We start from the raw sequence: 12,376 nt of genomic DNA, 5'->3' as shown, positions 1-12,376 counted from the left end.
ATCTATTTCAATATCTTCCTGTTGCAATGTGGCAGGAAGATATTTTTTTGACCGATTATCCCTGAAGAGATATTGAACGCATGAAAAAAATTCTATTAAAGATCAACGCTTGGCTGCATCTGTGGCTGGGTTTAGTATCGGGCATTGTGGTCGTGATCTTGTCGATTACGGGCTGTGCTTTGGTATTCGAAGAAGAGATCAAATATTCTTGGCTCTACAGCGCCTCACCCGACAGCTCGGAACAGACAGAATTATTGCCACCGAGCGTAGTCTATCAAAAAATTAAAGCCGAACATCCAGAAAAAGAACTGGAAAGCTTCTGGTATTACGGCCATGGCAAACCCATCAAGATTGGCATCAACCACGGCGATACCCTGATGTATGTAAATCCATACAATGCGCAGATCATTGCCGAAGTGGATCACGAGGATTTCTTCCATTTTATGGATGAAGGACATCGGCACCTATGGTTACCTACCGATATTGGCAGACAAGTGACGGGTTGGGGAACGCTGATGTTCTTCGTAATTACTTTGTCGGGATTAATCCTGTGGTGGCCCAAGCGTTGGAACAAACGTATGGTGAAGCAAAGCTTCACAATTAACTGGAAAACCAAATGGAAAAGAATCAATTATGACTTGCATAACGTATTGGGCTTTTATTCTCTGATCATCGCGTTAGTAATGGCATTTACGGCCATGATGATGTCCTTTCCTTGGTTGCGCAAAACGGTGGTAGATCTAGCAGGCGGCTATCCACGATCTCCGCGCAACAAGACCGAAGAGATCCTAAAACCGGAAACGAATGCAAATACTTTAAATGCTTTTGCCATCGCCGATTCGATCTTCTATAAAGTACGACACGAAATTGCTAGCGTCAACAAAGATGCTGTCATTATCCATATTCCAGAAGAAGATGAGGAAGTAATCTACGCCTGTACGGACATGATTGATGGTAGTTGGCGCGATTTACGCTTCAATCGCTATACCTTGGAGCTGATGCCCAACAATCCAAAACCTATGAGCGAAGCCAAAGGTGGCGAGTGGGTTTCACGCGCCAACTTTGGCTTGCATACCGGTTATATCGGCGGGCTGACCACCAAAATTATTTACTTTTTAGCCAGCTTGATCTGCGCTACCTTGCCGATCACCGGTTTCTATGTCTGGTGGTACAAGCGTAAGAAAAAACCGACAACCGCCAAGCGCCTTAAAAAGCCGCAATTGGCTTAAATCTTATCCCGAAGGTATCCATGAAAATTGTCCTCAAACTGCGATCCTTTGCCTGAACGGTACTTGCTCAACTTATTGTTTAGCGTCAGTCCCCAAAGCAAGAATTCGCTGAGGAAGTAGATATCTTCGGGTTTTGTATCTGGCTGATACTGTGTGAGCAGCTGCCGCAATGGTTTTACCTCATCCAACTGTGCTTGATATTCCGCATCAGTCGACTCGTCCGATAAATGAATGCCCTCATCCGATTCGGAGAACCAACGCACGATCTCATCATACGGATAACGCTGATTTTCGCGCTCCAATTTTTCTACTTTCGGAAATAAGGTATTGAATAAGGTTTTCACCGCACTTTCGATCAGCTGAATGGCGACCGTCGCCGCTCCCTCCTGCTCGCCTTCGTACACCAGTTCGACCTTGCCGGTGATGGCAGGAATAATACCCATAAAATCACTTAAACGAACCGCCGTCGACTGATCGCCTGTGCGCAATAAACGCAATTCTGCCGCACTAAGTAAGTTTTGAAATGCCGTGATTCCCATTCGGGTACTTACACCGCTCTTCGCATCGATAAAATCACTTTCACGCGCTTCAAAGCTGATTTGCTCCAGTAGATCGCGCGCCAACTCGGGTACATAGATTTGTTCCTTTTGCGCAGACTCTAATCCAGCCTCTTGTTCGGTGATGCGCTTGGCAATCGCTACGGAAGTAGGATAATGCGTCAGGATCTGCGAACCAATCCGGTCTTTCAAAGGCGTCACAATACTGCCACGGTTCGTATAATCTTCTGGATTGGCGGTAAATATAAATTGGATATCCAATGGCAAGCGTAGCTTGAAACCACGAATCTGAATATCGCCTTCTTGCAAGATATTGAACAAGGCCACTTGGATACGCGCTTGCAAATCGGGCAGTTCATTGATTACGAAGATGCAGCGATTAGCGCGTGGAATCATCCCAAAGTGGATGACGCGATCATCGGCGTAATTTAGTTTCAGATTTGCGGCTTTGATCGGATCCACATCACCAACCAAATCGGCCACCGTGACATCGGGTGTCGCTAATTTCTCTGCAAATCGTTCGCTGCGATGCAGCCACGTAATCGGTGTATCATCACCATGCGCTTGCAATTGTTCGATGGCGTAGCGCGAAATCGGATCAAAAGGATCATCATTAATCTCCGAACCGGCAACCACCGGAATATATTCGTCCAAAAGATTAATCATCAAACGAGCCAAGCGCGTTTTCGCCTGCCCGCGCAAACCCAGCAAATTGATATTATGTTTAGAAAGAATCGCTCGCTCTAGTTCGGGGATCACGGTATCTTCATAGCCATGTACGCCTTCAAAAACGGTTTCGCCCCGACGGATTTTCTCCATCAGATTTTGGCGTAGCTCTTCCTTAATGTGTCTTGATGTATAGTTGGCGTTTTTCAACGCGCCAAAGGTGGTAATATCTGTATAGTTCATAGATCTGTAATCTCTTAATCGCTGTGTTTTGTAATCAATTTAATGCGCTCGCTTTCCCGTACTTTGGGTGACGTAAGCCGAGCTTCCTTCCTTATCGGATTCTTTTCTTCCGGTTGGCCTCATAATCGGAGAATATCATCTCCCCTAGATCGCCTAAACCTGTGTAGTAAGCTTTGCCATGATTGGAAGCCGTAAATTCATCCACAAATTCTTGCAGATAAGGATCCGAAGTAATCATAAATGTAGTGATCGGAATACCTAGCTTACGTGCCTGTGCGGCGATACTATAGCATTTGCCCGTAATAAACGGATCCAAACCCATCGGGTTTTTATAATACGTACCGTCTGGCATATTTAAGCAGCTTGGCTTGCCATCTGTAATCATAAAGATCTGCTTATTGGCGTGACGTTTCCGACGCAAAATATCCAAAGCTAATTGCACGCCAGCCACGGTATTGGTATGAAATGGACCAACTTGCAGATACGGCAAATCCTTAATGGCGATTGGCCAGGCATCATTCCCAAAAACAATGACATCCAAAGAATCTTTCGGATAGCGCGTTAGAATCAATTCAGACAAAGCCATCGCTACTTTCTTGGCTGGCGTAATGCGGTCTTCGCCATACAAAATCATACTATGGCTAATGTCGATCATCAGCACCGTACTCATCTGCGATTTAAACTGCGTATCCTCCACCACTAAATCATTCTCCGACAGGCTAAACTCGCCAATACCATGATTGACCTGTGCATTTTTCAGGCTTTCGGTCATCGAGATCTTGTCGAGATTATCGCCATACTGATAGCTCCGCAAATCACCGGTGCTTTCGTCACTCAGTCCGCTGTATTTCGTCTTATGATTCCCAGAAACACCTTTGCGCATCTTTCCAAAGATTTGATCCAAGGCATTCTGCCGCAAAGCTTTCTCCAATTTGGAGGTCAGTCCGACACCGCTGCCACCGATATCTGATCGCTCTTGGATGTAACCTTTGTTCTTCAAATCTTCTATGAAGTCATCTACGGTATAGTCCGGTGTAGTCAGTTTAAACTCTTTATCCAACTGCCGTAACCAATCAATCGCTTCATCGAAATCGCCAGAAGCGTGCGTGATTAGCTCTTTGAAGATGTCGAAAAGCTTGTCGAAAGGGGTCTGAAAGGGAGCCTCGTACTGCTTGAACACAAATCCATTATTTCTCTTCCCATTGCTCATGATTTAAATTTACGACATAATTTTTGGTATTCTTCTACACGGTCGAGACAATATGACGTTGGCGTGAGAAGGCCGCAGTCGTATTCAAAACTTATATTGACGAACTTTGTCTAGTCATTACACATTCATTCGGTTTATAGTACATGGAAAAGCAACATCAATCTTATACACTCTCTTATCTTCCAGTCGCTTGGGAATACCAAGAGATCATCAAAACTTTAATTCAGAATAAGGCGCAGGGCAAGGTCTTTTATTTCAATACGGAGAACACCATTGATGAAACAGTAGGACAAGTAATGACATTGACAGGTGACTCAGGTGCTGGTCTTTTTGTAACAATGGATAATGGCGTCGCTGTCCGAATTGATCGCATTATTACCATCTGCGGCAAGCTTGGCGCAGCCTACGACGAGTACAATAACTTTAGCGTGTGCGGTGCGAATTGTGGTGAAGGGAGTTGATATAGTTAATAAGGTTAATAGAGTTGATGAAGTTGATAAGGTTGATAAGGTTGATAGATTGCTGCAGCCTCGTGCCTCGGCTTCGCAAAGAACTTAATATAATAAAGAAAGCCTCCAAAAATTTGGAGGCTTTCTTTATTACTTTAAAACTCGAAGTTGAATTACCAACCGTTGTTTTGGGTAAGCAGCTTATTTAAGTTTAGCTCATTTGCTGGGATCGGCCATAGGTAATCGCGACCCGCATTGAATGTACGACGCTCGACGGTGATGTAATTATTGAAGTCACCACGTGTTGCATCGAAATCATTAAATATTCCTTGTGCTACGCCTTGCATCACTGTTTCGGCGATCTCCCAACGACGAATATCGAACAAGCGATTATCTTCTACTGGAAATTCTACATGGCGCTCACGACGCACTAAGGCACGTAGCGATTGTTGATCTGGATGCGTAACCGCTGTAGCCGCTACCATGTTTACGCCATTACGTTGGCGTACCTGATTGATGGCGGCATACACCGATGCATCAATCTGTCCAGCCTCAATCTTGGCTTCCGCATAAGTCAACAAGACTTCCGCGTAGCGAAGAATCATCACATCTGCGCCAGCGCTACGATCCCAAGCTCCCGAAATATTGGCTGGCACCGCTTTTTTGTAATAATAACCAGAAAAAGAAGCGTTGGATTTGCCCAAGGCATCAGGTGAATTTGGATTCGTCACGTCAATCGTCACGCCATTAACAACGGTACCCGGCGTCACGATCGTCAAGGCCAAACGCGGATCTCTATTCTCAAATGGCGCTGCCGGATCGTACAAAGGCGATTCGTCGATCGTCAGTCCATCGACACATTCATACGCATCTACCAAAGAACGCAATGGAACAATTTGTCCCCAACCTGCTAAACTCGGTCCACCGATCCAAGTGGCATTCGGATTGGTATACACATTTTCTAAATAGCGTGCAGAAATGATAATCTCTGTACTATTTTCATTTGTTCCGTTGAATAGGCTTAGGTAATTATTGTCGATCGTGTACACGCCCAAATCCATCACTTGCTGCGCTGCGGCAGCCGCTTCAGTCCACTGCTCATTGTACAATAAGGTACGCGCTTTTAGTGCTAATGCTGCACCACGCGTCGCTCTTCCCTGTTTAGCAGTTTCGCGCGTCGTTGGTAAGCTTTCCGCAATCTCTGTCAACTCGTTCACCACGAAAGCGACAATTTCACTCTTTGGTGTTTTGGCCACTTGAAAATCTTCTGGAGTTGGTGTGGTCGTATACAAAACTACGTCGCCATACAATCCAGCGAGTTGCTGATAGGCAAACGCACGTAAGAAGCGCGCTTCTCCTGTTAGCTCTGCTTTTACGGCAGCATCCATATTCGGCACGCGATCAATATTGTCTAACACATCATTTGCCTTAGCAATCATCTGATACATGTAACGCCAATTTTTAAGAAACACGTCGGTATTTGGCGTAGCACTACCATTGGCAGCAAATTGAATGTCAACTGGCCAGTTGCTCCAAGAATAACTATCGTCTGTGGCGCAAGACATGAAAAAGCGCTCATCTGAACCTAAAAAACGGTATATATCATTCACCGTGCGTTCGGCATCTGCTGTGGTTGCCCAATAGGTGGTATTTCCCAAAGAATCCAGTGGCTGCTTATCTAAGGTCTTTTCGCAAGACATCATAAGTAGCACACCGGCCAAGGTATAGGTTATATTTTTTCTAATCATGTTGATTTTATTCTACAATTAAAAATTAGCATTAAGTCCAAATGAAATAGTGCGCACTTGCGGATAGTACCGGTTGTCGTTTGGCGACTCTGGATCTAAATCACTTGGAAGTGAAGTAATAGTGAATAAGTTCTGCGCGCCAGCAAAGACACGAAGATTACGGATGAATGAATCGCCGATCACGCTTTTAGGTAGTTTGTAACCTAATGTCACGTTCTTTAGACGAAGGTAAGCGCCGCTTTGCACCCAAAACTGAGATGGCTGATAGTTGGTCGCATATGGCGTTAGACGTGGATAATCAGCCCCCATATTTTCTGGTGTCCAAGCACCTAACCAAGCCGAACGGAAGTTACCATCCTGATTGATTGGCGCTCTTTCTAAGTTTAAAGTATTGATATCTACTTTGGCTACGCCTTGGAAGAAAGCACTGAAGTCAAAACCTTTGTAATTAGCACCCAAAGTCAGACCGTAGTTAAGACGTGGAATATTGCTACCCAAGTAGGCAAAGTCATTGGTATTATCAAAAACGCCGTCGCCATTGATATCACGGTAGATCAAATCACCAGGCCCAACCTGTCCTGACAAAGTCGTAGAATTTGCAACCTGCGCATCATTTTGGTAAATACCATCTACCAAGTAACCATAATAGCTTAGAATCGGACGCCCAACATAGTTACCTAGGTTTAGACCATTATTGTCCGTGGAATTGAAATCTGTTCCTTTCAAATCAAGAATTTCATTTTTCACGTCAGAAAGGTTTAGCGCTACATTAAAGCGAAAATCTTCGTTAACGGGCTGGCTATAGTTCATCGTAAGTTCCCAACCTCTATTGCGTACCGAAGCGGCATTCTGGAAACTAGGTCTCAATCCTACTGCTTCCGGAATAGGCAGTTGCAACAAGATATCGCTCGTTTTCTTATCGAAGACATCTAAGGTGACATTCAAGCGATTGAAGAGCGTAAAGTCTAGACCGATGTTCGCAATATCGGTGGTTTCCCAAGTAAGTCCTGAATTGGGATAAATCTCCAATCCCGTACTTGGATTGAGGATACCACCAAATGGGTAACTGCGTAAGATGTAATTCGACTGGTACGGATAATTACCAATGGCATCATTACCCAAACGACCGTACGATCCACGGATTTTCAGATCTTGAATAAACGTGACATCTTGCATAAAGGCTTCCTCAGAAACGCGCCAGCCTACGGATGCCGAGGGGAACCAACCCCAGCGCTGTCCTTGTGAAAAGCGAGATGAACCATCACGACGGATATTAGCTTCTAACAAGTATTTGCCTTTGTACGCATAATTCAATCTTCCAAAGAAAGATACCAAGTTGTATTCACGTGCAGTACCTCTCGTCAGTTGCGTCGCCTCTGATCCAGCATCAATCTCTGTCAAATTATTATTGGGCATATCAAAGCGCGTCCCCAACAAATCGTCGGTACGCTGACCCAAGTATGATGCACCACCTAATACTTTAAAATCATGATCATTAATTACTTTGGTATACTCCGCTAAACCTTGGTAATTCTGGTTTATGTAACCGATTGCATTCTTGGTGATTTGATCGCGGCCGATAGGCGACGTAGCATTGGAGTAGGTAAAACGCTTCGTGTGATTGGTGAGATATTGGTTCTGGAAATTGTTGGAAGCCACCGCACTCAACGTCAATCCTTCCACAGGCAAATAGTTTAACCGGAAATTGGTGGTAAACAAGCGGTCATTGTTTGAAAAGATACCGCCTTCTTCTTGCAAACGCAACACATTGTGCTCGCCACGCAGCGCACGCCAATTGCCATTTTCGTCTTTAGCAGATTCTAATGGGTTGATTTTGGTGGCTTGACCAAACTGGAACCAAGCCGAACCGTCCGTGGCTTGTGGCTCATCTGTGCCAGATAAACGACCGGAGATATCCGCATTGAAATTCAATTTATCCGAGATTTTGAAATCGGTATTCAACCGAACCGTAAGGCGATTGAAATCCATATTGCGAATCAAACCTGCTTGATCGAAATAGTTGGCGGAGAAGCGGTATTTGTTCTTCTCATTACCACCTGCCAACGACATGCTATGCTTTTGTTGGAAACCCGAGCCCGTCAAGATATCTCCGTACCAGTAATTGTCTGGGAATTGGTTGGGATCGCGATTCGGATCATTGTAGGCATTGATGCGCTCTTGGTTGTACACTGCGGTATTACCCACATTGGTATTCAACTGGTTTACTAAACGCATAAAATCTTGGGCACCGACGTAGTCCGGCGTACGAATCGCCTCTTGCCATCCAAAATAGTTGCCATACGTTACTTGCGTGCCGCCTTGCGCACCGCGCTTGGTCGTTACTAAGATTACACCATTCGCTGCGCGAACACCATAAATCGATGCTGCCGCCGCATCTTTTAATACCGAGATACTCTCGATGTCACTCGCATCAATATCATTCAAACTGATGGAGTTATCATAGCGAATACCATCTACGAGAATTAAAGGGCTACTTGTATTCAGCGTACCTACACCTCTGATATTCAGCGTTCCTTGATCGCGACCAGGTTGCCCGCTACCGTTGGTAACTGTCAAACCAGCAGAAAGTCCTTGTAAAGCTTGCGTCGATTGACCTACAATCTGACGATCTAAATCTTCAGATTTCACCGTGGAGACCGAACCGGTCAAGTTCACCTTGCGCTGAGTACCATAACCGACTACGACAATCTCGTCCAATCCTTCGGCAGCCACTTCGAGTGTCGTTTGGATCGTTTGCTGTCCGGTGTAACGCACTTCTGCTGCTTGAAACCCGATGAAAGAGAACGTCAAGGTTTCGCCGTTGGCCGCATCTAACGTATAACGACCATTCTGATCGGTCGAAGTACCGCGATCGGTACCTTTGATACGCACGCTCACGCCAACTAAGGCATTGCCTTCGGCATCTTTCACCTCGCCAGAAACGCGTTGTTGAGCTGCTGGATTATTGATCACGATTAAGTTGCTTTCCTTCTCGGTGAAAGAGATTCCTTTGGCGCCCAATACTTTTTGGAGCACCGAGGTGACGGATTCGTCTTTAGCATTGACGCTGACCGTTCCTTTGCTGGCCAAAACTTCCTGATTGAACACAAATCGATAGTCCGTTTTTGATTCTAGAACTTGCAGGAATTCTGTAATGGAAATCGCGCGACGCTGTAAAGTGATCTTGTCTTGCGCCTGTACCTTGGCATAACTTTGAAAGTGCAACAGCATCATAAAAAGCACAACCAACTGCTTGGTCATGAACTTTTGGCGAAGTCCATGCCGTCTGATAGCACCACGTGGGTGTTGAAAAAAAATCATAAATTTAATACGAATTGGATAAAGGCCAGCATCGGCAAATGCTGACCCGATTCTTGTTTGTTTTATTAGACTCGATGGAAGCTGCCTGGCAGCTTTCATCATTTTATGTAGGGTGTTTAGAAATTCTCATTTGGATTAGGTTTGGTTAGTATTTGGATATGCTAATTCGGTTATCATGAATTCGGTATTGAAAGGTGGCTGCTAGCTGCAAAGCGGAGAGAATATCTTCTAAACTCTCTTGCTCAAATCGTGCAGTAAAGCGCAGTTTGGCTAGGCTAGCATCTGTAAATTCGATAGGCGTATCGTACTTGCGTTCTAGCGCTTTGGCCAAATCGGCAAATGTCTGATCTTTAAACACCAACTTATTCTCCAGCCATGTCGTTTCCACCGCCTGTACATCGGTAGGTTTGAAAAAAGTGATTTTTACCTTTTTAGGAGCACTTCTTTTGCGTGAAGCTATTTTCTGGAGTTGCTGATTAGGAATGATGACTTTCTCGGCTGGTTTTAGCAGAATCGGCGTTGCTTTTTTATCATTTGCCGTTACTTCCAATGCGCCCTCGATCAGACTGGCTTCAGTCGTGTTTTCATCGGGGTAAGCGCGAACATTGAAACTAGTTCCTAATACCTTTAGGACGGCATTTTTGGTGTGGACAATGAATGGGCGATCTTTTTCTTTCGCTACGCGAAAGAAAGCCTCACCTACCACCGTGACCTGACGAATGTCTTCTTCAAATTTGTCTGGGTAATATAACGTGCTTTTATAATTTAAGATTACCTCGGTGCCATCATCTAAAATGACTTTCTGCTGCTTGCGATCGGCCACAAATTTATGTTCTTCCGATCCGCTAAAATAGAAGACAAACAGGCCTACGGCCAATAATACACTAGCGACAAGTGCTACCGGCATCCAGAATTTCCGGAATCTGCTCGTATGTGGTTTGTCGCTCCGATCGATGCGCTGCAAGACATTTTGAAAGAGTTCTCGATCACGTTGATTCTGGCTATGTTTTTCTGACCAATACTGTTGCAAAAGCTTATACTGCTTGAGTAAATCTGGTTGTTGCTGTAACAGCGCCTCGAACTCCTGCGACTCTTCATCGCTGAGCTGATCTCCTAACTTTTTGCTAGCTAAATACTCAAATCTTTCTTGTTGCATGGAATATCATAGGTGGCCATAGGAAGCCCTTCCAAGCATATGACAACATTCTAAGCAAAAAGGCGTAGAAGAAATTTAAAAAATTTAAAAAAACAGTGAAATCAAACCGGCCAATGTGTAGAATTTATTGGATAAACGGGCTTTATCACGATCTACAAAGGATTTTAATAGGCCGGATATTTTCTGAAATGCGATCCGCATGTGCGTCTGTACAGTGCGTGGAGATATATGGAGAAGTTTGGCCACCTCGTTGTACTTCATCCCATCTTCCTTCACCAATCGAAACACCAGTAAAGTTTGTGTGGGCAATCGAGCAATAATACTATCAATCTTGGCAAAAAACTCTTTCCGCTCCAGCAAGGTATTGGGGTCGGTGCTGTCCATCACCGTGACATTATCGGAAAGATCTACCTGCAACTGGAGATGTGAAAACTGCTTGAGGTAATTTAAAGACTTGTTTTTGACGGCTCCATAAAGGTAAGATCGGGGCGTCAGCACATGCGTCAGCGTGGCGCGATTATTCCATACATGCACAAACAAATCGGACACCAACTCTTCTGCCGCGGCTTCGTTGTGGATGATGGTATCGCAGAAAATCAAGAGATTGCGATTTAGCTGATAGAAAAGCAGCTCAAACGATTTCAAGTCGTCGTGAAGACAGACCTGATCCCATAATCTTTTCAGATGATCGTTTGATATTTCTTGCATGTATCTGGTAGAATGCGCCCAATATACACTTTTTGAAATAACTACTATCTTTTGAAGAGAAAATCGTTTAAATCATCATCTAAAAAATGACGTAAAATTGTGGTTCTTAAACTGTCAACACTATCTTACCAACATGACCACCTTTTTCTAACCAAGCATGCGCTTGTTGTACATCTTGGATGGGGAATGTTTTTTCAATAACCGGTTTAATTTTACCAGCAGATATCTGCGGCCAAATATGCTCCCGCAAGCCGGCGGCGATTTTGGCCTTTACATCGAAGGATTGCGGACGGAGAAAACTGCTGGTCAGGCGGATTTGCTTTTCCATCATTTGAGGAATCGTTACGCTAACCTTCGCCCCCGTGAGGAAGGCAATCCAGACCAATCTTCCCTCCTTGCCTAGTACTTGGATATTTCCAGGATATGTTTTCTCTCCCAACATATCTAATACTACCTGCACCGATCCGCGTAAGGCTTTCACCTGCGTTACCCAATCATCATCCAGTAGCACGGCCGCATCGGCGCCAATATCTTTACAGATATTCAATTGCGCTTCTTTGCGCGCGGTGATGATCACGCGATGGCCAAGTGCTTTGGCCATTTGTATGCCCGCGACGCCAATACCGCTAGCACCGGCATGCACTAGTAAAGTTTCTGCGCCTCGGCGCCCCAACTCGCCTTGCATGAAGACATTGAACCAGACGGTGAAATACGTTTCTGGTAAAGAGGCGGCTTCTACAAATGACCAACCTTCTGGCTTTGGTAAGCAATGTCGCTCATCAACCCACACATATTCGGCGTAGCCGCCACCATGTGTGAGCGCACAAACTTCATCGCCCGGCCGCCATTGGCTTTCGCCAAAAACTTGCTCTACCACACCTGCGACTTCCAATCCTAAAATGGGCGAAGCATCTGCTGGAGGTTCATACTGGCGATCACGTTGCAAAATATCTGGACGATTGACGCCGGCCGCTTTTACACGAATCAACACCTGTCCTTCTGCGGTGGGATGTGGATAAGGGACATTTTCCCAGCTCATTTGCGGTGAGTCGTTAGTATAATCCAACTTGATTGCTTTCATGAGTTCAA

The 12,376-nt window shown here is 45.0% G+C and carries 9 protein-coding genes; 2 read left to right on the top strand and 7 right to left on the bottom strand.

The genetic code is table 11. The features are described from left to right. The first annotated feature begins 80 nt into the window (after nt 1–80). Nucleotides 81–1,229 carry a PepSY-associated TM helix domain-containing protein gene (locus DC487_RS05470; protein WP_116774900.1) on the top strand — a complete coding sequence of 383 codons (1,149 nt, stop codon included), beginning with the start codon at nt 81–83 and terminating at the stop codon, nt 1,227–1,229. Here the strand turns inward: DC487_RS05470 and DC487_RS05465 are convergent. Then, nucleotides 1,226–2,695 (bottom strand): MoxR family ATPase, encoded by a 1,470-nt coding sequence (locus DC487_RS05465; protein ID WP_116774899.1) that lies wholly within the window; start codon nt 2,693–2,695, stop codon nt 1,226–1,228. The two genes, DC487_RS05470 and DC487_RS05465, sit on opposite strands and share 4 nt — an antisense overlap. A gap of 91 nt (nt 2,696–2,786) precedes the next feature. After that, nucleotides 2,787–3,905 (bottom strand): vWA domain-containing protein, encoded by a 1,119-nt coding sequence (locus DC487_RS05460; RefSeq protein WP_116774898.1) that lies wholly within the window; start codon nt 3,903–3,905, stop codon nt 2,787–2,789. Between the two features lie 143 nt (nt 3,906–4,048). On the opposite strand from DC487_RS05460, the gene DC487_RS05455 reads away from it, so the two are divergent. Continuing rightward, nucleotides 4,049–4,366: a hypothetical protein gene (locus DC487_RS05455; RefSeq protein WP_116774897.1), complete on the top strand. Its 318-nt coding sequence runs from the start codon at nt 4,049–4,051 to the stop codon at nt 4,364–4,366. 161 nt (nt 4,367–4,527) lie between these two features. Here the strand turns inward: DC487_RS05455 and DC487_RS05450 are convergent, their stop codons facing one another. From DC487_RS05450 to DC487_RS05430, 5 genes are all read right to left on the bottom strand, one after another. Further along, entirely contained in the window at nt 4,528–6,102 is a 1,575-nt protein-coding gene (locus tag DC487_RS05450) for a RagB/SusD family nutrient uptake outer membrane protein (protein ID WP_116774896.1), read from the bottom strand. A gap of 18 nt (nt 6,103–6,120) precedes the next feature. Continuing rightward, nucleotides 6,121–9,423, bottom strand: a complete 3,303-nt coding sequence (locus tag DC487_RS05445; RefSeq protein ID WP_116774895.1) for a SusC/RagA family TonB-linked outer membrane protein — start codon at nt 9,421–9,423, stop codon at nt 6,121–6,123. A gap of 145 nt (nt 9,424–9,568) precedes the next feature. Further along, entirely contained in the window at nt 9,569–10,579 is a 1,011-nt protein-coding gene (locus tag DC487_RS05440; protein WP_116774894.1) for a FecR family protein, read from the bottom strand. An 84-nt stretch (nt 10,580–10,663) separates the two neighbouring features. Continuing rightward, nucleotides 10,664–11,287, bottom strand: a complete 624-nt coding sequence (locus DC487_RS05435; RefSeq protein WP_116774893.1) for an RNA polymerase sigma-70 factor — start codon at nt 11,285–11,287, stop codon at nt 10,664–10,666. Between the two features lie 106 nt (nt 11,288–11,393). Beyond that, the gene (locus DC487_RS05430) at nt 11,394–12,368 is read right to left on the bottom strand and encodes an NAD(P)H-quinone oxidoreductase (protein WP_207774309.1); all 975 of its coding nucleotides are present in this window, start codon (nt 12,366–12,368) and stop codon (nt 11,394–11,396) included. Nucleotides 12,369–12,376: the final 8 nt, after the last annotated feature.

It is taken from the genome of Sphingobacterium corticibacter (genome assembly GCF_003076635.1).
Lineage (GTDB): Bacteria > Bacteroidota > Bacteroidia > Sphingobacteriales > Sphingobacteriaceae > Sphingobacterium > Sphingobacterium corticibacter.
Note: the sequence above shows the minus strand (reverse complement) of the source record. Positions and strands in the feature narration are given on the sequence as shown.

What these genes read in the sequence shown, in the direction of transcription:
- DC487_RS05445 (WP_116774895.1), bottom strand. Translation starts at nt 9,423, where the DNA reads ATGATTTTTTTTCAACACCCACGTGGTGCTATCAGACGGCATGGACTT.
- DC487_RS05460 (WP_116774898.1), bottom strand. Translation starts at nt 3,905, where the DNA reads ATGAGCAATGGGAAGAGAAATAATGGATTTGTGTTCAAGCAGTACGAG.
- DC487_RS05470 (WP_116774900.1), top strand. Translation starts at nt 81, where the DNA reads ATGAAAAAAATTCTATTAAAGATCAACGCTTGGCTGCATCTGTGGCTG.
- DC487_RS05450 (WP_116774896.1), bottom strand. Translation starts at nt 6,102, where the DNA reads ATGATTAGAAAAAATATAACCTATACCTTGGCCGGTGTGCTACTTATG.
- DC487_RS05465 (WP_116774899.1), bottom strand. Translation starts at nt 2,695, where the DNA reads ATGAACTATACAGATATTACCACCTTTGGCGCGTTGAAAAACGCCAAC.
- DC487_RS05455 (WP_116774897.1), top strand. Translation starts at nt 4,049, where the DNA reads ATGGAAAAGCAACATCAATCTTATACACTCTCTTATCTTCCAGTCGCT.
- DC487_RS05435 (WP_116774893.1), bottom strand. Translation starts at nt 11,287, where the DNA reads ATGCAAGAAATATCAAACGATCATCTGAAAAGATTATGGGATCAGGTC.
- DC487_RS05430 (WP_207774309.1), bottom strand. Translation starts at nt 12,368, where the DNA reads ATGAAAGCAATCAAGTTGGATTATACTAACGACTCACCGCAAATGAGC.
- DC487_RS05440 (WP_116774894.1), bottom strand. Translation starts at nt 10,579, where the DNA reads ATGCAACAAGAAAGATTTGAGTATTTAGCTAGCAAAAAGTTAGGAGAT.